We start from the raw sequence: 26,693 nt of genomic DNA, 5'->3' as shown, positions 1-26,693 counted from the left end.
GATGAAGCGTCAGCTCGCGGCTGCCGTCGTCACCGTATCGCGCTGGCGCTTCATGACGATCTTGTTGAGCGCGCCGAGATAGGCCTTGGCCGACGCCACCAGCGTATCCGGATCGGCCGCGCGCGCGGTCATGGAACGGCCGTCATGCGACAGCCGCACCGAGACTTCCGCCTGCGCGTCGGTGCCTTCGGTGACGGCGTGGACCTGGTACAGCTCGAGCTTGGCCTCGTGCGGCACCAGGCGCTTGATGCAGTTGAACACTGCGTCCACCGGACCGTTGCCCTCGGCCTCCTCGATCTTGATCTGGCCGTCGACGTCGAGCTTCATGGTCGCGCGCTGCGGGCCATGGGTGCCGGCGATCACGGTCAGCGAGGTCAGCTTGATGCGGTCGTGCGACGCCGCCATCTCCTCGTCGACCAGCGCCTCGATGTCCTCGTCGTAGATGTCCTTCTTGCGGTCGGCGAGCGCCTTCATCCGCGTGAACGCATCTTCCAGCTGGTTCGGACCGAGCTTGTAGCCCATCTCCTCCAGCTTGTGCACGAAGGCGTGGCGGCCGGAATGCTTGCCCAGCACCAGCGAGGACTGCTTCAGGCCGACCATCTCGGGCCGCATGATCTCGTAGGTGGAAGCATCCTTCAGCACGCCGTCCTGATGAATGCCGCTCTCATGCGCGAAGGCGTTCCGGCCGACGATCGCCTTGTTGTACTGCACCGGGAACGAGGTCGCCGCCGATACCACCTTCGAGGCGCGGGTGAGCTGCGTCGTGTCGATCTTGTTCCAGTACGGGAATTTGTCGTTGCGCACGTTGATCGCCATCACGATCTCTTCCAGCGCGGCGTTGCCGGCACGCTCGCCGATGCCGTTGACGGTGCACTCGACCTGACGCGCGCCGCCGACGATGCCGGCCAGCGAGTTTGCAACCGCCATGCCGAGGTCGTTATGGCAGTGCACGGAGAACACGGCCTTGTCGGAGTTCGGTACGCGCTCGATCAGCGTCTTCATGAAGTGGGTGTATTCCTCCGGCACCGTGTAGCCGACGGTGTCGGGGATGTTCACCGTGGTGGCGCCGGCCTTGATGACGGCTTCGACGATGCGGCAGAGATAGTCCATCTCGCTGCGGGTGCCGTCCTCGGCCGACCATTCGACGTCGTCGATCTGGTTGCGGGCGCGCGCCACCATCGCAACCGAGGTCTCCAACACTTCCTCTGGCGTCTTGTTCAGCTTCACCCGCATGTGCAGCGGCGAGGTCGCGATCACGGTGTGGACGCGGCCGCGCTTTGCGAATTTCACGGCTTCGGCGCAACGGTCGATGTCGGCCGGGTGCGCACGCGACAGGCCGGCGATGATCGAATTCTTGGAGCGGCGGGCGATCTCGCTGACCGCTTCGAAATCACCCTGCGAGGTGATCGGGAAGCCGGCCTCGATGACGTCGACGCCCATATCATCCAGCAGCTCGGCGACCTCGAGCTTCTCCTCGAAGGTCATGGTGGCGCCGGGGCACTGCTCGCCGTCGCGCAGGGTGGTGTCGAAAATGATGACGCGGTCCTTGTCGGACTTGTTCGCGGGGGCCATTGCAAATTTCCTTTTGAGCTTTTGCGCCGTCGGTTGGCTGGGCGCTTGAGGTATCCGGTGATCTCGACCAACCCCTGAGTGCCCAGGCGCGCAGCGCCCAGCCGGCCCTCAGGGGCAAGTAAGAAGAAGCCCGCCAATCAGGAGGGTGGGCAGCAGCGCGGCCGGGATCGTGGCGGCGGCCAGAGCCACCTCCCCCGAAATCCCATCGATTTGGCCGCGAATCAGCATTGCCAGACCCTTTTGAGCCCTCAAATCCTCGGTCAAAACCGTTGACGGTTGGTTGCCGGGAGGCTCGATGCGCCGTTTCTAGACGAGAAATGGCTGCAACCGCAACGCCAAAAGATGGTCAGGAGGGCTGACCTGCAACCAGATCTGCAATGTGCGGCGCGACGACCGGTCCGTCATCGCACGGATCATCCGGCAAATCCGAATTACGTAAGCTGGAAATTATGACGGTGTCGCCGGGCAGCGCGAGGAGCCCACGAGACCGGAGCGATATGCGGGAAGGTCGCCCGGATGTCGCTCCCCTCACCCGCGTTGCGGTCAGGCTATCCTGCGCGGCGGGCGCGGGCCCTGCTTTCCCAGCGGTCGAGCATCTGACCGAGCTCACCGGTGGCGACGGGGACAGCCTCGTTGGTGTTGGCAGGTGCGGCGGCGCGGAGCCAGCCCGGCTCGGTATATTCGCGCCAGCGGCGCGCCTCCGCGCGTCGTTTGCGAGAGGCGAGATCGCGGGTGAAATAGCCGGCGGCGAACGCGATGGCGAGGGCAATGACCAGTGCAACAACGGCTAACACAATGAACTCCGGCTGATACCCCGGAAACGTTCTGCCATCATCGCGCGTGAGGTCAAGGCTTGACACGTCCTAAAAGCCGCTCCGGTTAACCGCACAAAGCTCGACGACAGGCCCCGAACGACGAGACCGGGACGAATTGTCGCTTCCGCCCTCGCCTCGCCGCAATGCCGCCGCGTTCCAGCCTTCGCAAGCCTGCCATCGCGCAGGGGATGCGAACCTGCCCCTCGCAACCGGCCGCGGACCGGACTAACCTTTGTCCGCTCGGCCGGATCAACCGGCCAGCCGAACATAACCGGGAGGACGCAATGGAACGCTCAGAGCAGCGCGACCAGGATGCTGCGCTTTCACGACGAACACTTGTGCGGGGACTTGCGCTCGGCGCCGCGGCGACCGTGGCCGGCCCCGCGCTGGCGCAGACCGGACCCGCCGCACCGCCAACGACGATCACCACCCCGCCGCGCGATTTCGGCCCCAGCGGCGCACCGACGACCTATTTCTGGGACCCCGACATCATCGCGGTCGACCCGTCCTTCAACGACCTCGCGCAGCCCAACACCGCGATCAAGCGCCTCTACACCGGCTTGTTGTGGGCCGAAGGCCCGGCCTGGAGCGCGCAGGGCCGTTATCTCCTCTGGAGCGACATCCCCAACAACCGGCAGATGCGCTGGACCGAGGACGACGGCCGCGTCAGCGTGTTCCGCGCGCCCTCCAACAATTCCAACGGCAATTCGTTCGACTTCCAGGGCCGTCAGCTCTCCTGCGAGCACCTGACCCGGCGGGTGACGCGCTACGAGCACGACGGCACGGCCACGGTGCTCGCGGACTCCTATCAGGGCAAACGCCTGAACTCGCCGAACGACGTCGCCGCGCATCCCGACGGCAGCTACTGGTTCACCGACCCGCCCTATGGCGGTCAGCTCTATGAAGGCGAGCCCGACGTCGCCGGCGGCCCGAGCAATGCAGGCGGCAAGCTCAATCCGCGGATCGGACAGCCGGCCGGCTTCGTGCCGGGCAAGCGCGAGCTACCGACCAACTGCTATCGCATCGATCCAAGTGGCCGCATCGACCTCGTCGTCACGGAAGATCAGGTGCCCGATCCCAACGGCCTGTGCTTCTCACCGGACTACAAGAAGCTCTATGTCGCCTCGACCGGCAAGGGACCGGGCGACACCGGGCCCGGCGGCAAGGGCGATATCTTCGTGTTCGACGTCGGTGCCGACAACAAGCTGTCCAACGTGAAGAAGTTCAGCGACTGCGTGATCGACGGGGTGAAGTGCGGGCCCGACGGCCTGCGCTGCGACGTCAACGGCAATGTCTGGTCATCCAGCAATGCCGGCCGCGCCGTCGGCTATAGCGGTGTGACGGTGTGGTCGCCGGAGGGCAAGCTGCTCGGCCGCATCCGCCTGCCGGAAGTGTGCGGCAACGTCTGCTTCGGCGGCCCCAAGCGCAATCGCCTGTTCATGGCCGCGAGCCAGTCGCTCTACGCGGTGTACACGGCGACGCAAGGCGCCGGTCCGGGCTGAGGGGCAAGCACGGATTGCACCACGGCGCCGGCGTTCCTCGCCGGCGCCGAATGATGCTGTATCGCTCGTTTGAAGCGACCCAGCATTATCCCCATTCGTGAAGATGCATCTCATGCGGCTTTACGCCGAGCAGGTCGATGATCTCGGAGCCGACCTGCAACAGCGTTCCGCCATGATGGTCAGATGATTTCGTGACCTGAACGTCGTTTGAAAATTGCAGCTTGTCCTGTTTGGGATCGAAGTCGGTGATGACCGCGGTGTTGTGCTTACCTGCGAGCTCACCAAGGTCGAATGCGAATGTGTCGGCACCGGCACCCCCGGTCATGGTCATGCGGCCGCCCGCGGCGACCAACGTGTCATCCAGATCTCCGCCGGTCAGGGTATCCCTGCCGGGAGATCCGACCACAAGCTGCGCCATGCCTGCTGCAGCCTCTTCTCCGGTCGGGTCCACGCCGCCCAGCGTGCCGCTGTGCCGCTCGGTGGCGACGAAGGCATCGCTCTGCATCGCAGTGGTATCGGTATCGCGCAGAATGAGGTCCGACAGCGTGGTGCTCTTTATCTCATTCAGGGTCTGCTTATCGAAACCCTGGTTCTCGAAGTAGTAGCGATCGCCGTCGCGCAAAGCGGTGAACTGGTCGGCGATGATGATGCCGAAGGTGGGCCCGATGACGGCTCCTGGCGCATGATCCTCAGCCAATCCACCGGCCCACAAATCGACGGCATCGATCGAACCATAGGCTTTCTCGAACGCTGCTGCCGTCGCCGGATCAGAGCTGAGCTGATCGAAGCTGGTGTAAGGCGCAAGCCCCAGCGCCTCCCGGGTTTGGTTCAGTGTACCCAGCCCAAGATCATGGCCGCGTTGGATATTGATCGCTGCCAGGTCCATGCTGTCCGGAGGATCGAACAGGAGGTTTCGCAAGCCATCGACAATGTGAGCGTCCAGCGGGTTGGCCAGGTCCCCCGCCAGATGCCGCAGCAGGCCATCCGCACCAGTCGCCTTGAAAGTCGCTGTGTCTTCGAAGAACGATTGCGCCAGCGTCTGCTCCGACGTAAGGGCACCCAGGTTGCTGGTCGCACTGATCTCGTCGGAGACGATGGAGTGACCGAAGCGAAAGGCCGCACCGGCAAACTCTTCGGTGATCCGCGCGTCCGCCGTGCCGTCATAGCCTTGGTACGGCTTGATGGCGTCCTCGCCCAACAGATGCGGCAGGAACTCGTTGTAGGTGATGTTGACCATCTCGGCCGTGGTGATGGCCTTGGCCGTCTCGTATAGCTCGTCGCCGCTCCAGTTCGGATGGTCCTCGTGCAGTCGATCGACCTGGTAATTGTGCTCGCGCACAAACAAGACTTGCAAGGCGGTCAGGTCGGGATTCTCCTGCGCCCGTACGTCACCGGCCGCAAAGACGTTACCGTGCTCGGTCTCGACGATCGGGAGATTGTCTCCCGCCGACACCTTCATATGGCCGTCGGCCGTTCGCAGGCTCGCTGCGGTGGCTGCGTCGGAACCGTAGATCTGCGATCCGTCCAGCCAACCCGTCACCGTGTTGATCGCGGCTGCCGGATGCCCGGTGACCCCCGTCGCAGGATCGATCGCCACCCGCGTCAACGCGATCATGCTGCCGGGCGGCAGAAACTCATCATCAGCCGGGACCTTGATCGAGATATCATCCGTGCCTGTGCCCTCCTTCTGCAGATCCAGATCGTGATCGATGAACTGGCCCCACGCATACATCATGCCTGACAGCGCGACGCCGGCGTCATCCTCCAGATGCGGGCCTTCCTCGTCATCGCCAATATCCGTCTGCGCCACGACAATGTTGCTGATCTCGCGCGGATTCGGACCTGGCGTCATTTCATTGACCCCATCGACGAAATTTGCCGGCCCCAGCCGAGCAAAGTCGGTGTCGGCCTGGTTCAAGGTGGGATCCGCACGATTGTTGTTGGAGCCGTCGATGCTGCGGAATCTGAGCGCCATGGTTTACCCTCCCCGTAGAGTGTTCGCCCCAGCGCCTGCTCCATTGGCGGCTTGCGGCATGACGCTTTTGTGATTCTTTATGACGCTCGCATGATCGTTGAGTGACGACATTCGATATACGACAGAATTGCACCTCTAGCGGCGAAGCGGCAATCTTCGCCTGAAAGATCGTGCCGAACAGGCGATGTTGCGCGCATCAGCGCAGCACTATCCAAGGAACAAGCCATGCGCGTCATCATCTGCGGCGGCGGCGTGATCGGGGCCTGCGCCGCCTGGTTTCTCCGTCGCCACGGCATCGAGGTCATCGTCGTCGAGCGGACCGAGGTTGCGGCCGCGGCCTCCGGCAAGGCCGGCGGCTTCTTGGCGCGTGACTGGTGCGCTGGCACGCCGCTCGACGCACTCGCGCGGCGAAGCTTTCTGCTTCATGCGCGGCTGGCGGAGGAGATCGCGGGCGATTGGGGCTATCGCCCGATGACCGCGTATAGCGGCTTTGTTGCTTCCGACGGCGATCCGCGCCGGAATGCACCATCCGCGCTCGGCTGGCTCGCCAACGGCGTCGTCATCGCGCAGCGCATCGGTACGACGCAGACGACCGCGATCGTTCATCCCCGCAAATTCACGTCGGCCGTGATGACCGCCGCAGTCGCGCAGGGCGCCGAGCTTCGCATTGGCCGCATCACGGGCATCGTGCGCGATGCGAATGGCGCGCGGGCAAAAGGTGTCGAGGTGGAAGGCAGCATCATCGAAGCGGACGCCGTCGTGATCGCGATGGGGCCGTGGTCACTGCTCGCCGCACAATGGATGCGCCTGCCCGCTGTCTATGGCCAGCGCAGCCCGAGCATCGTGTACGACATTGGCCCCAACGTGCCGGCCGATGCGTTGTTCCTGGAGCATGACGAGGACGGCAGCGCCGTGTCGATCGAGGTCTTTCCACGCGCCGACGGCAGCACTCATATCACGGCACTCTCGGACATCGCGCCGCTACCGCTCGATCCGGCGGCCGTAACGCCGGACCGGGACGCGATTGCGCGCCTGCAAACCATGTCCGGGCGGCTGTCGCCGCTGTTCCGGCCCGAGAGGATCATCGCACAGCAGGCCTGCTTCCGTCCGGTGACACAGGACGGCTTGCCGCTGATCGGCCAGGTCCCGCAAAGTGAAGGCCTCTATGTTGCGACCGGACACAATGTGTGGGGCATCCTGAATGCGCCCGCCACCGGCGAGGCAATGGCGCAGCTGATTGCCGACGATGCAACGCGCGACATCGATCTCGGTCCGTTCGATCCCGCCCGGCTCCAGCCGCTCGATCCGTCGCTGCTGCAAGCGCGCTGAACCAACGACACGCTGCTCATCGATCGCATTGTTATGCGCCTGCGATGCTCATGCATGCCCATCGACGAAATCTGCATGCCTGCGCGTGAAACGGGTCCAGTAGCTCTGCTGCCCGCAATTTGCGCAGCGCTAGACTTTAGTCCGTCTCTCACAATCCTGAACGCGGTTTCACTTGCCGAGAATGCCATCGCCGTTATAGTCGCGACATAATGGCTCACAAGAGGCCTGTCCAAAGGGAGAGAACAACATGAAAAAACGACTCTCTGTTGCATTGCGAATAGCGCTCGGTGCGGCCGCGACGGGCGCGGTGATGGCAGCATCAGGCGCGGCACTTGCAGCCGATCCCATCAGGATCGGCGTGATCGCGGAAGCGCAGGCGATCGCCGGCGCCTCCATTCCACAGGCGGCGCAGCTCGCTGCCGAAGAGATCAACGCCAATGGCGGCGTCGACGGCCGCAAGATCGAGATCATCTCCTACGACAATCACTCCTCGTCGGCGGATTCAGTGCGTGCGTTCCAGCGCGCGGTGAACGAGGACAAGGTCAACGCGGTCATCGCCAGCTATATCAGCGAGGTCGTGCTGGCGCTGGAGCCCTGGGCCTCACGGCTGAAGACGCCGTTCGTCACGCCGGGTGCCGCCTCCAACGAGATCAGCAAGAGTGTCCATTCCGACTACGAGAAGAACAAGTACACCTTCCACGGCTATCTGACCTCGGCCGCGCTGGCACGCTCGGTCTGCGACGGCGCCAAGGACCTCCTCGTCGACAGGATGCACATGAAGACCGCGGTCATCATGAGCGAGGACGCCGCGTGGACCAAGCCGCTCGACGTCGGCTACGAGGAATGCCTGCCGAAGATCGGGCTGAAGGTACTCGACCACATCCGCTTCTCGCCCGACACCACCGACTTCACGCCGATCTTCAACAAGATCGAGGGCTCCAAGCCCGATGTGATCATCACCGGCATCTCCCATGTGGGCGTGCAGCCGACGGTGCAGTGGAAGAACCAGCAGGTGCCGATCCCGATGTTCGGCATCTCCTCGCAGGCGACCAACGAGACTTTCGGCAAGGACACCAACCAGGCAGCCGAAGGCGTGCTCTATCAGGGCGTCTCCGGGCCCGGCGTCGCGGTGACGCCGAAATCGGTGCCGTTCGCCGAGAACTTCAAGAAGAAGTTCGGCAATTATCCCTCCTATGCCGGCTACACCGCCTATGACGAGGTCTACTACATCGCCGACGCGGTGAAGCGCGCCGGCGCGACTGACGCCGACAAGCTCGTCGCCGCGCTCGAGAAGACCGACTGGGAAGGCACGATCGGCCGCGTCCAGTTCTACGGCAAGGACGATCCGTTCACCCACTCGATCAAATACGGCAAAGGCCTGATCACCGGGCTGATGCTGCAATGGCAGGACGGCAAGCAGAGCGCGGTCTGGCCCAAGGACGTCGCCAAGGTCGACGTCAAGTTCCCGAGCTTCATCAAGCTCAGCAACTAGCAGGAAATGCTCCCGGGATCATCTCCCGGGAGCTTCCACATGCGGCTCTCCGCAGCACCTTCCCTCAAAGCGGCAGTCGCACTGCCACCTGGCTAATCATAGATGCGAGCTTTCCAGATTCTGATCGATGGCTTTGCCATCAGCGCTCTCTACGCTCTCGGTGCCACCGGCTTCACCCTGATCTTCGGCGTCTCCGGCGTGCTCAACCTCTCCCACGGTGCCATCATGGTGGCCGCAGCGGTAGCGGCCTGGGCCGCCGCCAGCATCCTCAACGTCGGCACCTATGCCGGCGCGCTGATCGGGGTCGCCGTCGCCCTCCTCACCGCCTTCGCGACCTATTTCGCGGTGGTCAAGCCCATTCAGGACTCCCGGCGCATCCCCAATGAGGAGAAGGAGATCTTCGTCCTCACGGGAACGCTGCTCTGGGGCATCATGATCCAGGAGCTGATCGCCTATTTCTTCACCAACAACGCCAAGACCGTGCTGCCGATCGTCGAAGGCGTGGTCGAGATCCTCGGGGTCCGCACGCCGAAGAACGAGATCTTCACCGCGATCGTGTGCTGCCTCGTGATCGCGCTGCTGTGGCTGCTGGTGAATCGCACCCGCACCGGCAAGGCGGTGCTGGCGGCCTCGATGAACCCGCGCGGCGTGACGCTGCTCGGGCTCGAGCTCACCAACATCTACATCGTGGTCTGGGGAATCTACGGCATCCTCGCCGGCATCGCCGGTGTGCTGCTCGGCATGTTCTTAGGGGTCAGCTCCTACAGCGTCGGACCGCTGACGGCGAGCGCGTTCTCGATCGTGGTGCTCGGCGGCCTCGGCAGCGTCTCCGGCTCGCTGATCGCGGCCTTCGTGGTCGGCTATCTCGAGACGCTGACGGCCTACCTGGTCTCACCGGCCTACCGCACCATTCCGGCGCTGCTGCTGCTCGTGTTCGTGATGTATATCCGGCCCCAGGGCCTTCTGGGGAGGCGCTGAGATGTCCACCTTCTTCACCTCGCGCCTGTTCTTCATCTCGGTCGCGCTCGTCATCATCGCGGCAACGCTGCCGTTCTACGTCTCCGGCTATGTGCTGGGCCTGCTCACCGTCGCGTTCTATTTCGGCGTGTTCGCGATGGCCTGGGACCTGCTGTTCGGCTTCGCGGGCGAAGTGAATTTCGGGCCGACCTTCCTGATCGGTGTCGGCGCCTACACCGCCGGCATTCTCAACGCCCAGTTCGGCTGGTCGGTTTATCTCTGCATCGTGCTGGGGGCGCTCGCCTCCGTCATCGCGGGCCTCGTGCTGGCGCTGCCTGCTTTGCGCGTGCGCGGACCGTATTTCGGCCTGACCACGCTGGTCGCGGTGCTGATGTTGCAGAATTTCATCGTGGTGTTCGCCGATCTCACCGGCGGCGAGATCGGCCTGACCATCCCCGACGTGATCACCATCAATGCCGGCGCCAATTACTGGATCGCGCTCGGCTTCATGACGATCTCGGCGGCGATCCTCTACGGCCTGTCGCAATCGCCGATTGGCCTCGTGCTCCAGGCCAGCGGCCAGGATCCGGTGCAGGCCGGCGCGCTCGGCTTCAACATCGTCAAGCACAAGCTCGCCGCCTTCATCGTCAGCGCGTTCTTCTCGGGGCTATCAGGGGCACTGCTGGTGTTCTATTTCGGCACCGCCTCGGTCGGCACCGTCGTCGACGTCGCGGTCGGCGTGAACGTGATCGTCTCGGCCGTGCTCGGCGGCCGGCGCACCGTGCTCGGCGCGGCGTTAGGGGCGATCTTCCTGATCGTCGCCGGCGAATTCCTGCGTCCCACCGGCGAGCTCGCGACCTTCATCGTCTCGGCGGTCGCGCTCCTCGTCGTGCTGTTCTTCCCCGGCGGCTTCCTCGGAGCGGCCCTCTCGCGTGAGGCGCGCTCGTGATGGATATGATCGCAAACCGGCCCGTGCTCGACGTCCGCGGGCTGACGAAACGCTTCGGTGGATTGACGGCGGTGAAGAACCTCGGCTTCGAGGTGAACGCCGGCGAGATCTTTGGTCTGATCGGGCCGAACGGCTCGGGCAAGTCGACCGCGATGAAGAGCGTGATGGGCATCGAGCGCCCGACCGCCGGCGAGGTCATCTTCGAGGGCGAGAACGTCGCCGGCCTGCCCGCGCACAAGATCGCGCGCAAAGGCTTCGGCATGGTGTTCCAGCATTCGCGGCCGCTGAACCGGCAGACGGTGCTGGAGAATATCCTGGTGGCGCTGCTGCCCGACAGCCTGTTCATGCTGTTTCCCGACAAGGCGTTGGTCGAGCGCGCCAAGTGGATCGCCGACCGCGTCGGGTTGGGCAGCGTGATGAACCGCCGACCGCCGACGCTGCCTTTCGCCGATTTGCGCCGGCTGGAGCTCGCCAAGGCGATCGCGCGTGACCCGAAGGTCGTGCTGGTGGACGAGCCGTTTGCCGGGCTGACGCGGGCGGAGGTCGATGTCTTCTCCGACCTGATCCGCAGTTTTCGCGATGAGGGTCGCGCGGTCATGCTGGTCGACCACAACGTCAAGAGCGTCGCCGCGCTCGTCGACCGCGTGCTCGCGATGTATCTCGGCGAGGAGATCGTCACCGGCAACGCCGAGGACGTCATGAAGAACGAGACCGTGCGCCGGGTCTATCTCGGCGGCGCCATCGAGACCCATGCGCGGCCCGAGACCAGCTTCAAGGACAAGGTGCCGCTGCTCCAGGTCGAGAATGTCAGCGTGTTCTACGGCAAGGCGCAGGCGCTGGAGAACGTCTCGATCCACGTCCACGAGGGCGAGTTCGTCTCCGTCGTCGGCCTCAACGGCGCCGGCAAGACCACGCTGTTCAACACCATCTCCGGCTTCCTGCCCTATAGCGGCGAGATCGTGCGCAGCGGCGACAAGCTGCGCGGCACGAGCCCGGCCAAGATCGCCCGCAGCGGCCTCGTGCAATGCCCGGAATCGCGCGAGCTGTTCGGCGAGATGAGCGTGCGCGAAAATCTCGATCTCGGCGGGCAGCATCTCGCCGACGACAAGCGCGCGGCACAGCTCGCCTGGCTGTTCGAGCTGTTCCCGATCCTGAAGGAGCGCCAGGGCCAGATGGCACAGACGCTGTCGGGCGGCGAGCAGCAGATGCTGGCGATCGGCCGCGCGCTGATGATGCAGCCACAGATCCTGATCCTGGACGAGCCGACGCTGGGCCTTGCTCCCGTGATCCTCGAGCAATTGTCCAAGGCGCTGACGAAGCTGCGGCAGACCACGTCGATCACGGTGCTGCTCGGCGAGCAGAACGTGACCTTCGCCCTGCCGCATGCCGACCGCGTCTATGTGCTCGAGCATGCGCGGATCGTCTGGGAGGGCGATCCCGGCCGCTTCGCCGCCGAGGCCGGCGCCGACTTTCTCTAATTCGCGCGTATCAACAACAAAACAAGCAAAGGGAACGACCATGCGACCATCGACGAATTTGAGCAGCAGCTTCCTTCTCGCCTCGGCGCTGGCCCTGTGCCTCGCCGCCCCCGCCTACGCGCAGTCGAACGATCCGATCAAGATCGGCGTCATCGCCGAGGTGCAGTCGATCGCGGGTGCTGCGACCCCGGGCGGCGCGCAGATCGCTGCCGACGAGATCAACGCCAAGGGCGGCATCCTCGGCCGCAAGGTGGAGATCGTCACCTATGACAACAAGAGCTCCTCGGCGGACTCGGTGCGCGCCTTCCAGCGCGCGGTGAGCGAGGACAAGGTCTCTGCCGTGATCGCGAGCTACATCTCCGAGGTCGTGCTGGCGCTCGAACCCTGGGCGGCGCGGCTGAAGATGCCGCTGATCACCCCAGGTGCCGCCTCGAACGAGATCACCAAGGCGATCCACAACGACTACGAGAAGAACAAGTACACTTTCCACGGCTATCTGACCTCGGCGGCCCAGGCCCAGCTCGTCTGCGACGCCGCCAAGGATCTCTTGGTCGACAAGCTCAAGTTCAAGACGGTTGCGATCATGAGCGAGGACGCGGCGTGGACCAAGCCGCTCGACGTCGGCTACGAGGCCTGCCTGCCCAAGGCCGGCCTCAAGGTCGTCGAGCATGTGCGCTTCTCGCCCGACACCACGGACTTCACGCCGATCTTCAACAACATCGAGAGCAAGAAGCCCGACGTGATCGTCACGGGCATCTCGCACGTCGGCGTGCAGCCGACGGTGCAGTGGAAGAACCAGCAGGTGCCGATCCCGATGTTCGGCATCAGCGCGCAGGCGCTGAGCCCGACCTTCTGGAAGGACACCAATGGCGCCGCCGACGGCGTGCCCTCGCTCGCGGTCGCGACGCCCGACGTCGCCGTGACCTCCAAGACGAAACCGTTCGCGGCCGCCTTCAAGGCCAAGTTCGGCGCGCCGCCGGCCTATACCGGCTACACCGCCTATGACGAGGTCTACTTCATCACCGAGGCGATCAAGCGCGCAGGCTCGACCGATCCCGACAAGATGGTCGCTGAGCTGGAGAAGACCGACTACGAGGGCACGATCGGCCGCATCCAGTTCTACGGCAAGGACGACGAGTTCACCCACGGCATCAAGTCCGGTCCCACGACCGTGTCCGGCCTCGTCTTCCAGTGGCAGGACTCCAAGCAGGTCGTGGTCTGGCCCGAGAAGATCGCCGAAGGCAAGATGAAGTTTCCGAGCTTCGTGAAGCTGTCGCAGTAACATCCGGCGCCGGGCACGGTACCGGCAGGCCAAAGACCATCTCGCTTGCAAGGCCCGTCGCGATCATCGCGACGGGCCTTCGCTTTGTGCAGAACGGACCCGGCACACTGGCATCGAAGGACCCATCCTGCGATCTTGCGGTTAATCTCCCGCCGGAACTGCCTCCTGCGGCGAGGCATGCGCCACGCCGGTGCTATCCCGCGGAGCCGGAGGAGCCAGATGGACGACCGACCAAGACAACCCGATAGCCTGATGCGGGATGACGGCTTCGTTCGGGTCCGGGGCGCGCGCGAGCATAATCTCAAAAACATCGACGTCCGCATTCCGCGCAACGCGCTCGTCGTGTTCACGGGCGTGTCCGGATCGGGGAAATCCTCGCTCGCCTTCGGAACGATTTACGCCGAGGCACAGCGGCGCTATCTGGAGTCGGTATCGCCCTACGCGCGGCGGCTCTTCCACCAGATGCAGATCCCTGAAGTCGACGACATCGAAGGCCTGCCGCCCGCCGTGGCGCTCCAGCAACAGCGCGGTGCGCCGACGACGAGATCGTCCGTCGGCAGCGTGACGACCATCTCGAACCTGCTCAGGATGCTCTATTCCCGCGCCGGGGATTATCCGCGCGGACAACCGATGCTCTATGCGGAGGCATTTTCGCCGAACACGCCGGAGGGCGCCTGCCCGACCTGTCATGGCATCGGCAGGATGCTCGACGTCACCGAGAAGTCCATGGTGCCTGATGACACCAAAACGATCCGCGAGCGCGCGATCGCGGCTTGGCCGAGCGCCTGGCAGGGACAGAACCTCCGGGACATCCTGACGACGCTGGGCTACGACGTGGACAAGCCCTGGCGCGAGCTTTCCAAGAAGGACCGCGACTGGATCCTGTTCACCGAGGAGCAGCCGACTGTTCCGGTCTATGCCGGTTACGACGCCTCTGAGGTCAAGCGAGCGCTGCGCCGCAAGGAGGAGCCGAGCTATCAGGGCACGTTCACGGGCGCGAAGCGCTACGTGATGCAAACCTACGCCAAGTCCGAGAGCGCGATGATGAAGCGCCGCGTCGCGCAGTTCATGATCACCCAGGACTGCCCGACCTGCCACGGCACGCGCCTGAAGCCCGAGGCGCTCAAGGTCAAGTTCGCCGGTCTCAGCATTGCCGAGATGTCGCACCTGCCGCTCAAGCAGTTGCAAGAGGTGATGAAGCCGTTCGCAAAGGCGATGGGTGCATCCGAGAAGACCGTCGTCGCAAGGCGCATCTGCGAGGATCTGTCGGCGCGACTGGCCGTCCTGCTCGACCTCGGCCTCGGCTATCTCGCCTGCGAGCGCAGCACGCCGACGCTGTCGCCAGGCGAGTTGCAGCGCCTGCGGCTGGCGACGCAGGTCCGCTCGAACCTGTTCGGCGTCGTCTACGTGCTCGACGAACCATCCGCGGGTCTGCATCCCGCTGACACCGAGGCGCTGCTGCGGGCGCTGGACCGGTTGAAGCATGCCGGCAACTCGATCTTCGTGGTCGAGCATGAGATCGAGGTGATCAGGCATGCCGACTGGCTGGTGGATGTCGGGCCCGACGCCGGCGAAGGCGGCGGACACGTTCTCTATAGCGGCCCGCCCGATGGGCTTGGTGCAATCGAGCAGTCGCGAACCGCGCATTATCTTGCGCATCCGCGAAAGAAGCTGCCGACAGTCCGCCGCGGGCCGAAGGTGCATCTGAAGCTCAGGGGCGTGACCCGCAACAATCTTCGCGGCCTCGACGTCGACATTCCGCTCGGCGTCCTCGCCAGCGTCACCGGCGTGTCGGGCTCCGGCAAATCGAGCTTGATCAGCCAATTCCTAGTCGACACCGTGGCCGAGCATCTCGGCCATCCACCTGCCACCGATGCCGACGATGACAGCCTGGCGCCCGCGGTCGAGACGTTGGGCGGCAAGATTGTTGCGGGCCTCGACCAGGTCGATCGCCTCGTCGTCGTCGATCCGAAACCGATTGGCCGCACGCCGCGATCCAACCTTGCGACCTATACCGGCCTGTTCGACCATGTGCGGAAGCTGTTCGCGGCAACGCCGCAGGCAAAGTCCCGCCGCTACGATGCCGGACGCTTCTCGTTCAATGTCGCGAAAGGCCGGTGCGCGACCTGCGAGGGCGAAGGTTTCGTCTGCGTCGAGCTTCTGTTCCTGCCCAGCGTCTATGCGCCCTGCCCGACCTGCAAGGGCGCGCGTTACAACGACAAGACGCTGGAGGTGACGATCCGCGGCAAATCCATCGCCGACGTGCTGGCAATGCGCGTCGACGAGGCTTTCGACTTCTTCCGCGACGATTCCTCACTGAACCGGTCACTATCGGTCGTCCGCGAGGTCGGCCTCGGCTATATCCGCCTCGGTCAGTCCGCCACCGAACTGTCCGGTGGTGAAGCCCAGCGCATCAAGCTCGCGACCGAGCTGATGCGTCCGCAACGTGGTCACACGCTCTATGTCCTGGACGAGCCGACCACCGGCCTTCACCCGCGCGATGTCGAGCGGCTGATCGCGCAGCTCGAGCGGATCGTGGATGCCGGCAACAGCGTGGTCGTGGTCGAGCATGACATGGACGTCGTCTCTCACAGCGACTGGATCATCGATCTTGGCCCCGGCGCCGGCGACGAGGGCGGCCGCATCGTCGCATCGGGGACGCCGCATCAGGTCGCCAAGGCCGGCGGGAAGACCGCGGGCTATCTAGCGCGCCGCTTGAAACAGTAGCGCGCTTCGCCTGGATCTTCGCTGCTCATTTCGCAATTGCGGTCTGGACCGTGGCGGACCGCCCCAGACTTTCGCCTTGTTGACTTTCCGCCTCCCCGCTCCCCATACTTCGCAAAAAAAATACCAAGACCAATCAACAAACGGTTTTGAGGGAGGATAGGATGCCGACTTCACGCAGGCAGCTGCTGAAGAGCTCGGCGGCTGCCGCCGCCGCACTCAGCCTCGATTGGACACGGGCCCAGGCGCAAGCCGAGACTTTGCGCATCGGCCTGATCTACGACCTCACCGGACCATTCGCGGCGGGCGGCTCGGTCGCCTCGTCAATCGGCGCGCAGATCGCGATCGATCTCGTCAACGAGAAAGGCGGTGTCGGCGGCAAGACCAAGATTGCTCCAGTCGCCGCGGATTCCCAGAGCAAACCCGACGTTGCGATCAACGAGGCCGAACGCCTGATCAGCCAGGAGAAGATCGACATCATCAACGGTGTCTATGCGAGCTCGCATGCGGTGCCGCTCGCGGCGAAGGTCGAGCAGCAGAAGAAGATCCTCTGGATCACGACCGCGGTCTCGACCGCCGTGTTCAAGGACAAGAACCTGCAATACGTGTTTCGCGCGCAGATCCATTCCGACCAGTATGGCCAGGCCTTCGCGAGCTTCCTCGCCGAGCACGCGCAAGGCAAGCTCGGTATGGATCCGAAGGACGTCAAGGTCGCGCTGATCCACGAGGACGGTCCCTATGGCGTCGGCGTCGCGGCGGCCGACGAGACCTACGCGAAGCAGGCCGGCATCCAGGTGGTGCTGCGCGAAGGCTACTCCGCCTCGGCGCCCGACCTCTCGGTGCTCGTCACGAAGATCAAGCGGGCCAAGGCCGACGTGATCTCGCATGCCGGTTACAACCCCGACATCACCCTGTTCCTGCGCCAGGCACGCGAGAGCGGATTGCGCTTCAAGATGCTGTTTGGCGCCGGCGCCGGCTACAGCCAGCTCGACAAGCTGCGTGCGACCTTCGGCGCCGACATCGACAATTTCTGCAACATCGATCCGGTACCGGCGCAACTGCTCGATCCAGCCAAGCTCGCGCCGGGTATCGGCGATCTGACCAACGCCATGGTCACGCGCTACAAGGCCAAGACCGGCGCGACCGACGTGCCGCCACACTGCTCGATGGGTTTCAACCAGACCTGGGTGCTGCTCAACAACGTGCTGCCGGTCGCCAAGGAGAAATACGGCAGCTTCGAGCCCGAGGCCATCCGCAAGGCCGCGCTCGACGTCGACATTCCCGCCGGCGGCACCGTCCAGGGCTACGGCGTCAAATTCTTCCCGCCGGGCACGCCGATGTCAGGCCAGAACGAGCGCTCGACGCCGGTGGTGATGCAAAACGCCGGCGAGCACATCTCGGTGGTGTGGCCGACGAACATCCGCACGCAAGACCCGATTTTCCCGCTGCCGAAGGGATCGACCTACGGGGCGTAGACTGTGCGAACCACGCCGGGCCGCTCTTACCCTCCCCTGGAGGTGAAGCGGGGTGGGGTGATCTCTCCACTCGGGCGCCGCCGCGATGGAGAGACTGTCACCCCACCCCGCTCGCGCTTCGCGCGATCGACCCTCCCCCTCCAGGGCCCTCCAGGGGAGGGTAAGAGAGCTGCGGCCCTACAGCACCACCCGCCGTCCCTCCTCGGCAGCCCAGTACCCCGCGTAGTTCACCTTGATCGTCTCGTAGGCCAGCGCGAGGTCCGACAGCGGCTGCCGGCCGCCCGCGGCGCATTCCATGAAATCCTGGATCTCCTGGAGATAGCCGCGCGTCCACTCCTCCTCGAGGCAGACATATTGCCAGCCGGTTTTGCGGTCGACCTTCTCGGTGATGTAGACCGAAGCGAGCTTCTCCTCGCTCGTCTGGTAGCTCATCAGATGCGTGTTCGGGGTGATGTTGGCGAACAATGAGCCGCCGCTCGTGTAGGTCTCGATCAGGTTGCGCACGCCGCCCATGATCATGTCGCCGGAAAACACGGTCGCCTTGGTGCCGTCGGAAAAGGTGGCGGTGAGCGTGCCCCAATCTTCGACATCCACCGGATTGGACTTGATGTAAGTGCGCTCCTCGGGCTTCAGGACTGCCGTGACGTTGCCGACATCGCCGGTGACGCTGGCGACGCGGATGGTTTCGCCGCGCGCCTTGGCCTCCACCTGCTTCAGATAAAGCACGGCCGAGAGCGGATGGCAGCCCATGCGGATCAGCGAGCCGCCGCCGGTCATCGCCCATTGCGCGGCATGCGCGGCGTGCGAACCGGAATGACTCTCCTCGCCCTTCATGAACAGGATCTTGTCCTTGGTCGCCTTGAGTATCTCCGCGATCTTGGTCACGGCCGGTGCGTAGATCCAGTCCTCGGCATACATGAAGAGTTTTCCGGTGCGCTCGATCGCGGCCCGCGTCGCGTCCATCTCCGCGAGCACGCGCTCATACATCAGCGCCTTCGGCACGCACTTGCCGATCGGCTGCGCGTCGCCTGCACGGCCGAAATAGCCGGCGAACGGCTTTTCGCAGATCACGTGCTTGCCGGCCTGCATGCTGGCGACGATCATGTCGGCATGGAGATTGGGCGGGGTGCAGATGTCGATGACATCGAGTTCGCGGTCCGCGATCAGTTCGGCGAAGCTGCGATAGACCCTCGGAATCCCGTGGCGGCCGGCGAATTCAACGACATGGTCGCCGCGCGCCGCGACCGCCGCGACCTCGACATCCACACCGTAGACGCGGCGGAACGCATACATGTGCAGCTCCGACACGAAGCCGCAGCCGACGAGCCCCACCCGAATCCTGGCCATAGCACCCCCCTCACCCTTGTTTCGGGCGGCACTATAGCGTGACGGCCGGCCTATTCCACCGAGACCCGCACCACGCCGGCGCTCATCATGCCGAGCGCTTTTGCGGCCGGCACCGAAAGATCGACGATCCGGCCGCGAATGAAGGGGCCGCGATCGTTGACACGGCATTGAATCGAGCGGCTGCCATAGGACACCCTCAGCACGCTGCCGAACGGACGCGTGCGGTGAGCACAGGTCAGCTCGCCGCCCTTACCGGCCTTTCCGTAGCCGTAGTATGAGGCAAGCCCGCTTTCGGCTTGCGCGACAGAAAATGCAGAAAGCGAAAAACTGGCTAGACAGAACAATAGCGTCGTCTGCGCTTGCACGGCACCGCTCCCGGTTGCCCTGCCCGGCGCTGCAAACGTCGATTTGTTCCGGTAAGTTCCTGGAACACTGCCGGGCGCGCCCGGCAGTGCCATCACACATTGTTACTGTTTATGGAACACCAGCGTGCGGACCTCGATGCTTTCGCGCGGAGCCGCGTCGGCCGGGGTGGTCGGATCGACGAAGGCCGTATGCGGCCCGAACCGCGTCCGGCCGTCGGTTGCGGAATCATAGCATTTGAGCAGCAGCGCCTCGTCCGACGTCATCTCCGGAAAATAGAACCAACGGTGGTTCGGATTGTATTTCACCGAATAGGTCTCGCCGCGGCGATTGGGATAGATCAGATCGGAGGCAACGAGATCGTCGGGCGCGACCGTCGTACCGTCAGCCATCGCCAGCGGTGAATCCCGCAGCGGTCCGCGGATCGTCCGCCAGAGGTTGATCACCTGCACACGCCCCTTCAAAAGCGCATCGGCTTCGTCGGGCAGATGCTCGCGCACGCGGTTGGCGCCGGAGACGGCGGTCTGGTCGACATGAACGCGCGTCGCAGGCTGACGCGGGCCACCATCGCGAATGTCCGGGGCACCCTCGACACGTCTGCGCACGGTATGATCGAAGATGACGACCCGGTCGGCCTTCAGCGTCGCGCGCAGGAACGCCTCGACGGCGGGATAGTAGACGGTGCGGATTTCCTCGTCGTTGTAGAAGTCCTTCACCTGGGTCGGATGGCGCACCAGCGCAAAGCCCTCTCGATCGAGCGAGAAATTGCCCGCGATCAGGCGCGCATCGAAGATGGGGACCTGATGCGGCTCTGGCAACGACGTGCTCTTGGGCTCGCCCGGCGGCGGATCGAAAGCATAGGTGCGCGGCTTGCCGGATGTTGGTGCGAGATAGTTGAGTTCAGCTGTGACGAAGGGAAGCGATTCGATTTTTGTTTCTTGCAGGCCCATGGCCGGTCTCCCGATGTGGTCGTCTGTCTGATTTTTGACGGAGTGCGGCGTGCCGCAAGGGAGGCCGTGCAAATAGCAATGGGGATGTTGTCGGGAGCGAAGAATGCAGAAGAACGTTTCGCGAAGAGCCATCGCGTGGAAAGTGTCCTTCTCATCTCACGGACGCTTGAGATCACGTGAGATCTCGTGCCCCGGACGCGGCGCATCACGTAGTGGTGCGCCGCGTCCGGGACAAGAGAGAGGCTAAAGCCCCGCCTTTGCGATCGCATCGGTAAAAGACCGATCCACGATCTCGGCCGCATCGAGCTTCTGCTTGATCAGGGCCCAGTGGAAATAGAGGTCGATCGTGCTCTGCTCGTCCGCGACCACGCCGTCGTCGATCGATACGATGCGGATTTTTGCGCGCGACAGCCAGTTCTGCGGCACAGCGGTCGGGATGTTCATCAGTCTGCCCCAGGTCGCAGCATAGCTGTCGACGTTGTTCAGCGACCACGCCCGCGCCGCGGTGAGGCGCCGGATGAAATCGGTCAGCTCCGCGCGCTTGTCGCGGATGGCGTCGGGCCGTGCGACCTGGAAGCTCAGCCCCGGCGTCAGGCCCTCCGAGTTGATGATGCGGCGCGATTTGAACAGCACCTCTTCCTGGCTGACATATGGCTCCCACGTCGACCACGCATCGACCGACCCTTGCGTGTAGGCGATCTTGGCGTCAGACGGCGCCAGGAACGCGATCTGCACATCACTTGCGCTCCAGCCGTTCTTCTCGAGCGCAGCGAGGATCAATTGATGACCGATCGAGCCGCGGCCGGTTGCAATCTTCTTGCCGCGCAGATCGGCGAACGTCTTGATCGTCGAATTCTCGGGCACGAGGATGGCGAGCCCCTCGCGCGTCTGCCGGATCGCGGCGATCGCCTTCACCGGCGCGCCGGAGGCGGCGGCGAAGGTGAACGGCGCATCGCCCACGAGCCCGGTCTCGATCGCGCCGGCGCTGAGCGCCTCGAGCAGCGGGGCTGCTGCCGGAAACTCCTTCCACTCGATCTTGTACGGCACGTCCTTGAGCACGCCTGCCGCTTCCATCACGGCCTGCGAATTGCCTTTCTGGTCGCCGACACGCAAAGTGGTTTGCGCCGCCGCCAGCTCGAACGAGGCGAACAGCAGCGCGCCGGCCAGCACGAGGCGGATCATTCCGCCGCCTCGCCGCGAACGGCCCGACGCTTGGCGATGAGCTCGCGTGTCAGCGGGATCAGCGCGCGGCCATATTCGATGGCATCGGTCAGCGGATCGAAGCCGCGGATCAGGAAGTGGCTGATGCCGAGGTCGTAATAGTCGCCGAAGACTTCGGCGACCTGCTCGGGCGTGCCGACCAGCGCGGTGGTGTTGCTGTTGGCGCCGGTGAGCTTCGCGATCTCGGTCCAGAGCCGCTTGTCGATGCGGCTGCCCTGGTCGGCAAGCGCGAGCAGGCGCCGCGCGCCGGCCGTGGCGTGGCCGTCGGCGGGTTTGCGGTAGCCGGTCTTGTCCTGGAGCGCGGTGGCGCGCGCCAGAATCTCTTCGGCCTTCTCCCAGGCCTGCTTCTCGGTCGGGGCAATGATCGGCCGCACCGAGAGGCTGAAGCGCGGCGTCGGCCGTCCCTGACGAACCGCCGCGTTGTGGACGCGGGAGGTGACGTCGCGCACCTGCGCGTAGGATTCGCCCCACAGCGCAAAGGTGTCGGCATGCTTGCCGGCGACCTCGATCGCCGCATCCGAAGCGCCGCCGAAATAGATCCGGATGCCCTCGGGACGATACGGCTTCACCTGCGAGAACGCGTTCTCGACCTGGTAGTACCTGCCCTTGTAGGTGAACGGCTTGTCGCTGGTCCATTCCAGCTTGAGGACGTCGAGAAACTCGGAGGTGCGGGCATAACGCTCGTCCTTGTCGTCGAGCGTGTTGCCGTCCTGCCGAAGCTCGGTCGCATTGCCGCCGGTGATGACATGCAGCGCGACCCTGCCGCGCGAAAACTGGTCGAGCACGGCGAACTGGCGCGCCAGCAACGTCGGCGCGGTGAAGCCCGGCCGCTGCGCGATCAGCACGTTGAGGCGGTCGGTGACGCCCAGCACGTGCTGGGCAATTTGCAGTGCGTCCGGCGTCGTCGAATGAAACGCCAGCAGCGCGCGATCGAAGCCGGCATTCTCGTGCGCCTTCGCCACAGTCTCGATGTGGGTGGGATTGAGGACCGGCCCGTCACGAACGACGGTCTCGGACGAATTGTTGTTGCTGATGAAGCCGATGAACTCGATCGACATGATCGTCTCCCTGTTTGTTTCCTGAAAAGCTAGAGCCCAATGCGGCGCGGCCGAGGCCGGAGCGCGTGGCATCGTCCTGCGGCGTGTGCACGCGCCCGCACAAGACATCGCGATAATGCCGCTCCAGCGGATTGGTGCGGGACAGGCCGTGATTGCCGGTCAGCGACAGCGCATCCTCGACCACGGCGACGGCGTTGTTGGTCACCGTCAGCTTGATGACGTTGGACTCGCCGGTCGAGAGATCGACGCCGTCGTCGAAGTCGCGGGCGAATGTCTCGATCAGCCGCGCATTGACTGCGAGCCTGGCCTCGATGGCACCGAGGATCTCCTGCGCGCGTGGCAAGGTCGCAAGCGGCGCGCCGAGGCTGGCGGGAACGCGCTGCTTCAGGAACGAGACGAACCAGTCGCGCGCGGCACGGGCGACGCCATCATAAATCGCAGCGACGAACACCGTGTGGACGGTCGCTTGCGCAACATCGGGGGCGCGCCACTCCTGGGGCTTGCGGACATCGACCTCGGCATCGAGGGGGATCACGACGTCGTCGAAGATGACGTCGTGGCTGCCGGTGGCGCGCAGGCCGTGATGATCCCAGGTCTCGACGATGCGCGTGCCCGGCAGTCCCGCCGGCACCAGGAACTGCCCGACGCGCGGCTCGGCTTCGTCGGTCCGGGCCCAGACCAGATACCATTTCAGGATCGGCGATCCCGTCGAATAGATCTTGTGACCGGTGAGGCGCCAGCCGGTCTCGGTGCGGCGCGCGATCGTCGCCGGCAGGCCGCCGCGCGCGGGCGAGCCGAGCTCGGGCTCGACCCGGAGCGCGTTGACGAGCGCGACGCCCTCGACGCTCTCGCGCGCAAGCTTGCGTGCCAGCCTCGCCGGCCAGGTCGGGCTCCGCCCCATCACCAGATGATTGATGTAGTGCATCGCCAGCACCAGCGCAGTCGACGGATCGGCCTTGCCGATGATGCCGATGACCCGCGCGGTGTATCTTGCGCCCGCGCCGGCTCCGCCATGGACCGCCGGCACCGTCAGCGACAGCAGGCCCGCCTCGGACAGCTCGCGAAAATTCTCGAAGGCGAAGCTGCCGGTGCGATCATGCTCCGCCGCGCGCGCGGCAAAGCCTTCGGCCAACGCCTCGGCGCGCGCAATGTAGTCGGGCTCGCTATGGGCCGCCCGGCCCTTGGCTACGGACGTTACCATGTGGCGTCTAACCCCAGGAGACCCAGGATCTGACGGCGCAAATCCGCAAGATACGGATCGCCGCGATGGCGCGGATAGGGCCGGTCGACACGGATGTCAGCCTTCACGCGCGCGGGTCGATCGCTGAACACGATGACGCGGTTGGCGAGCACCAGCGCCTCCTCGGCGTCGTGCGTCACCAGCAGCGTCGTAAAGCCCTTGCGCTGCCAGAGCGAGACGAGCTCGGCCTGCATGGTGATGCGGGTCAGCGAGTCCAGTTTGCCCAGTGGCTCGTCGAGGATCAGGATCTTGGGATCGTTGACCAACGCTCGCGCCAGCGCGACGCGCTGCGCCATGCCGCCGGAGAGCTGGTGTGGGTAGGCGTTGCGGAACGACGCGAGCCCAACCAGATCGAGCGCATCATCCACACGCTGACGCTGACTCCTGAGAATGCCCTGGGCCTCGAGGCCCAGGGCGACGTTGTCCCAGACCGACCGCCAGGGAAACAGGGTCGGATCCTGGAACACGACCACGCGCGAGGGATGCGGCCGGGTGATGCGCGCCTCGTCCTCGCGCAACGCTCCAGCCTTGGGCTTGTCGAGACCGGCGACGAGCCGCAAGAGCGTGGACTTGCCACAGCCGGAGGGGCCGAGTAGCGCCACGAACTCGCCCGGCTCCACGGAGATGCTGACGTCGCTGAGAACAGGCAGTTCAGCGCCATCGATGTCGAAGGCGTGGCTCACCTGCTCGATGGCGAGCGCGGCGCCCGCGGCCGGCGGAGCGGCAATCTCGGCCAGTGCGGCGGCTACCATTTCACGGTCCCCTTCTGCCAGACCAGCAGGCGGTCGCGGATCGCGAACAGCAGCGTGATGGCGCCTGAGCACAGCAGCGACATCACGATCAGCGCCGCATACATGTTGGCGTAGGCGGCCCAGCCCTGCGCCCATTGCAGATACCAGCCGAGCCCGGCCTTGACGCCGATCATCTCGGCGACGACGAGCACGGCGAAGGACGAGCCGAGGCCCATGAACAGGCCGACGAAGACGTGCGGGAGTGCCGCGGGGATCGCGACCTTCAGCACCAGGAAGGACGGCTTTGCCCCGAGCGTGCGCGCGACGTCGTAATAGGCGTTGCTGACGCTCGCGACACCCGACCAGGTCAGCACGGTGACCGGAAAGCCGGTCGCCAGCGCGATCAGGAAGGTCGAGGCGCTCCAGCTCGAAGGGAACGTGAAGAAGGCGATCGGCAGCCAGGCGGTCGCTGGCAGCGGGCCGATGAAGCGCAGCACCGGATGCACCCAATAGCCGACCGCGCGCGACCAGCCGATGGAGACGCCAGTGAGGAAACCGACCGTGGCGCCGATCAGGTAGCCGCCGAGCTGGAGCTTGACCGAGGCGAAGACGCTGTCGAGCAGTTTTGGCAAATCGTCCGTATAGACCTCGATGATCGACTGCGGCGGCGGGAAGAACGGCAGCGGCAGCCACGCAAACTTTGCGGTGGCAACCTCCCACACCGTCAGGAATGCCCCGAGCGCCACCAGCCAGGACGCGCGCTGGCGCAAGGCCTTGCCCGCAGTGCCCAGATAATCGGCGCCGACGGTTCCGAACAGGGCGATCGCAGCGACGATGAACGCGGCAATGCCGAGCGAATGCGTGCGCGACCAGTCGCCGACGTCCTCCCACCACAGGCAGGAAAGACCGAAGGCGATCCAGGCGATGCTGGCGAGAATGCCGACGCCGGATTCCCGCACCCAGGTCGCCAGCAGCGGCGCGCGCGAAGATCGCGGCGCGCCGGAGGCGAGGCCGTCAGACAGCGAATACGTCGACATAGATGCGCTCCGCGAATTTGGCGGTATCGGTGCTCTGCTTGAAGACCTGCACGCTCTTGAGGTCGTCGGCATAGGCCTTGAGCTCGCGCTTCAGGATCTCGCCGACGGGATGATGATGGTGGGTGTGGTAACGCACCATGCCCTCGATATCGGCGAGCGATGCGGTCTTCGGCGCGTAGGGCTGGAACGACTTTGCCGTCACGGCCGGATTCTGCGCGGTGAACATCGCGGCATCGAGCAGCGCCTGCGTGAGGGCACGCGCGACCTGAGGTTCTTCGCGCACGAGCGAGCCGCGCAGGCCGAGGATGCAGCAGCTCTTGTCGCGGTATTCGCCATCGAGATTGGAGGCGACCTCCTTGTACTGGCTGTCCTTGAGCCAGAGATAGCCGAGCGGATCGGACGACAGGAACGCCTGGACCTCGCCCTTCTCGACGGCGACGTTGAGAAGATTGCCGGGATAGGCGCGCCAGTCGACGTCCTTGTTCGGGTCGATGCCGAGCTTGGCGAGCTGGACCGAGAAGAAGTTCTTGTCGGGGCCACCGAGGTCGCCGACCGCGACGATCTTGCCCTTGAGGTCGGCGAGCTTGCTCACGTTGGAATCGGCGCGGGTGAGGACGCGCATGCAGCCGCCATGGGTGCCGGCGGCGATCTTGACGTCGAAGCCCTGCTCCAACGGCTTCAGCCAGCGCAGCGCCATGCCGAGCCCCGCATCGCTCTTTCCCGTCGCGATCGCCTCCAGCAGCTGGTCGGTCGAGCCGGAATAGTTGATGAGTTCGATGTCGAGATTATGCTTCTGGAAGAAACCGTGCTCGATGGCGACAGGCACCGGCGCAAGGCACACCGCGCCGGCATTCCACGACAGTTTCAGCTTACGCGGGGCACCGGTGAGCGCTGGGGCATCCGAAGCCGTCCGGCACAGCGGAAACTCCGAGAGGTCAACGCCGGGCGCGATCGCCTGCGGTGCAAAGGCCTGTGCTGCCCCAAATGCACCGAGCGGCGCGGCGAACGCCGCCGCAAGCCCTGCCTGGAGCAAATGGCGCCGGTCGAGACTCGATCCGCCGCGCTTGTTCTTGTTGTTCATCGGCCCCTTGCTCCTGCGCTGGCACGTCTCCGCCGTTTGCGCAACGAGAAACGTTGCGCATGTTCCGTGCGGAGATGCGTTGAGAGAAAATTCTTCCGACGGCGTTTCACGCGCC

At 64.8% G+C, this 26,693-nt stretch carries 21 protein-coding genes; 9 read left to right on the top strand and 12 right to left on the bottom strand.

Annotation, left to right across the window (positions count from 1 at the left end):
• Positions 1-9: 9 nt before the first annotated feature.
• Positions 10-1,572 (bottom strand): 2-isopropylmalate synthase, encoded by a 1,563-nt coding sequence (locus JQ627_RS17975; RefSeq protein ID WP_212485483.1) that lies wholly within the window; start codon positions 1,570-1,572, stop codon positions 10-12.
• A gap of 548 nt (positions 1,573-2,120) precedes the next feature.
• The gene (locus JQ627_RS17970) at positions 2,121-2,366 is read right to left on the bottom strand and encodes a hypothetical protein (RefSeq protein ID WP_014493145.1); all 246 of its coding nucleotides are present in this window, start codon (positions 2,364-2,366) and stop codon (positions 2,121-2,123) included.
• 305 nt (positions 2,367-2,671) lie between these two features.
• Here JQ627_RS17970 and JQ627_RS17965 point away from each other — a divergent pair, with 305 nt between their 5' ends.
• Positions 2,672-3,889: an SMP-30/gluconolactonase/LRE family protein gene (locus JQ627_RS17965; RefSeq protein WP_212485482.1), complete on the top strand. Its 1,218-nt coding sequence runs from the start codon at positions 2,672-2,674 to the stop codon at positions 3,887-3,889.
• An 85-nt stretch (positions 3,890-3,974) separates the two neighbouring features.
• Here JQ627_RS17965 and JQ627_RS17960 read toward each other — a convergent pair whose 3' ends face one another.
• Entirely contained in the window at positions 3,975-5,864 is a 1,890-nt protein-coding gene (locus JQ627_RS17960) for a peroxidase family protein (RefSeq protein WP_212485481.1), read from the bottom strand.
• A 225-nt stretch (positions 5,865-6,089) separates the two neighbouring features.
• Here JQ627_RS17960 and JQ627_RS17955 point away from each other — a divergent pair, with 225 nt between their 5' ends.
• From JQ627_RS17955 to JQ627_RS17920, 8 genes are all read left to right on the top strand, one after another.
• On the top strand, positions 6,090-7,193 hold the full coding sequence (locus JQ627_RS17955; RefSeq protein ID WP_212485480.1) for an FAD-binding oxidoreductase: 1,104 nt from the start codon (positions 6,090-6,092) through the stop codon (positions 7,191-7,193).
• A gap of 247 nt (positions 7,194-7,440) precedes the next feature.
• A complete protein-coding gene (locus tag JQ627_RS17950) occupies positions 7,441-8,685 on the top strand; it encodes an ABC transporter substrate-binding protein (protein WP_212485479.1) in 1,245 nt (414 codons plus the stop codon).
• A gap of 102 nt (positions 8,686-8,787) precedes the next feature.
• Positions 8,788-9,663, top strand: coding sequence for a branched-chain amino acid ABC transporter permease (locus JQ627_RS17945; protein ID WP_063981675.1), 876 nt, complete (start codon positions 8,788-8,790; stop codon positions 9,661-9,663).
• Position 9,664: 1 nt separating this feature from the next.
• Positions 9,665-10,591, top strand: coding sequence for a branched-chain amino acid ABC transporter permease (locus tag JQ627_RS17940; protein ID WP_212485478.1), 927 nt, complete (start codon positions 9,665-9,667; stop codon positions 10,589-10,591).
• Positions 10,591-12,069, top strand: coding sequence for an ATP-binding cassette domain-containing protein (locus JQ627_RS17935; protein WP_212485477.1), 1,479 nt, complete (start codon positions 10,591-10,593; stop codon positions 12,067-12,069). Before JQ627_RS17940 ends, JQ627_RS17935 begins: the two co-directional genes overlap by 1 nt.
• Before the next feature lie 40 nt (positions 12,070-12,109).
• Positions 12,110-13,351: an ABC transporter substrate-binding protein gene (locus JQ627_RS17930; RefSeq protein ID WP_212485476.1), complete on the top strand. Its 1,242-nt coding sequence runs from the start codon at positions 12,110-12,112 to the stop codon at positions 13,349-13,351.
• A 219-nt stretch (positions 13,352-13,570) separates the two neighbouring features.
• Positions 13,571-16,078, top strand: coding sequence for an excinuclease ABC subunit UvrA (gene uvrA / locus JQ627_RS17925; RefSeq protein ID WP_212485475.1), 2,508 nt, complete (start codon positions 13,571-13,573; stop codon positions 16,076-16,078).
• Positions 16,079-16,239: 161 nt separating this feature from the next.
• The gene (locus JQ627_RS17920) at positions 16,240-17,550 is read left to right on the top strand and encodes an ABC transporter substrate-binding protein (RefSeq protein WP_212485474.1); all 1,311 of its coding nucleotides are present in this window, start codon (positions 16,240-16,242) and stop codon (positions 17,548-17,550) included.
• Between the two features lie 177 nt (positions 17,551-17,727).
• On the opposite strand, the gene JQ627_RS17915 is transcribed toward JQ627_RS17920, so the two are convergent.
• The 9 genes from JQ627_RS17915 to JQ627_RS17875 all read right to left on the bottom strand — a co-directional run bounded on the left by JQ627_RS17915 (position 17,728) and on the right by JQ627_RS17875 (position 26,578).
• On the bottom strand, positions 17,728-18,897 hold the full coding sequence (locus JQ627_RS17915) for a Gfo/Idh/MocA family protein (protein WP_212485473.1): 1,170 nt from the start codon (positions 18,895-18,897) through the stop codon (positions 17,728-17,730).
• Positions 18,898-18,947: 50 nt separating this feature from the next.
• On the bottom strand, positions 18,948-19,262 hold the full coding sequence (locus JQ627_RS17910) for a septal ring lytic transglycosylase RlpA family protein (protein ID WP_212485472.1): 315 nt from the start codon (positions 19,260-19,262) through the stop codon (positions 18,948-18,950).
• A gap of 102 nt (positions 19,263-19,364) precedes the next feature.
• Positions 19,365-20,210 (bottom strand): CmcJ/NvfI family oxidoreductase, encoded by an 846-nt coding sequence (locus JQ627_RS17905; protein ID WP_212485471.1) that lies wholly within the window; start codon positions 20,208-20,210, stop codon positions 19,365-19,367.
• Between the two features lie 243 nt (positions 20,211-20,453).
• A complete protein-coding gene (locus tag JQ627_RS17900; RefSeq protein ID WP_212485470.1) occupies positions 20,454-21,392 on the bottom strand; it encodes an ABC transporter substrate-binding protein in 939 nt (312 codons plus the stop codon).
• Positions 21,389-22,489, bottom strand: coding sequence for an LLM class flavin-dependent oxidoreductase (locus JQ627_RS17895; RefSeq protein WP_212485469.1), 1,101 nt, complete (start codon positions 22,487-22,489; stop codon positions 21,389-21,391). The genes JQ627_RS17900 and JQ627_RS17895 overlap by 4 nt, the downstream gene beginning before the upstream one ends.
• Positions 22,428-23,690: an acyl-CoA dehydrogenase family protein gene (locus tag JQ627_RS17890; protein ID WP_249143155.1), complete on the bottom strand. Its 1,263-nt coding sequence runs from the start codon at positions 23,688-23,690 to the stop codon at positions 22,428-22,430. The genes JQ627_RS17895 and JQ627_RS17890 overlap by 62 nt, the downstream gene beginning before the upstream one ends.
• Positions 23,684-24,481 (bottom strand): ABC transporter ATP-binding protein, encoded by a 798-nt coding sequence (locus JQ627_RS17885; RefSeq protein WP_212485468.1) that lies wholly within the window; start codon positions 24,479-24,481, stop codon positions 23,684-23,686. The genes JQ627_RS17890 and JQ627_RS17885 overlap by 7 nt, the downstream gene beginning before the upstream one ends.
• On the bottom strand, positions 24,475-25,497 hold the full coding sequence (locus JQ627_RS17880; protein WP_212485467.1) for an ABC transporter permease: 1,023 nt from the start codon (positions 25,495-25,497) through the stop codon (positions 24,475-24,477). The genes JQ627_RS17885 and JQ627_RS17880 overlap by 7 nt, the downstream gene beginning before the upstream one ends.
• On the bottom strand, positions 25,475-26,578 hold the full coding sequence (locus JQ627_RS17875) for an ABC transporter substrate-binding protein (protein WP_212485466.1): 1,104 nt from the start codon (positions 26,576-26,578) through the stop codon (positions 25,475-25,477). The genes JQ627_RS17880 and JQ627_RS17875 overlap by 23 nt, the downstream gene beginning before the upstream one ends.
• Positions 26,579-26,693 lie beyond the last annotated feature (115 nt).

It is taken from the genome of Bradyrhizobium liaoningense (genome assembly GCF_018130785.1).
Classification (GTDB): domain Bacteria; phylum Pseudomonadota; class Alphaproteobacteria; order Rhizobiales; family Xanthobacteraceae; genus Bradyrhizobium; species Bradyrhizobium liaoningense_A.
Note: the sequence above shows the minus strand (reverse complement) of the source record. Positions and strands in the feature narration are given on the sequence as shown.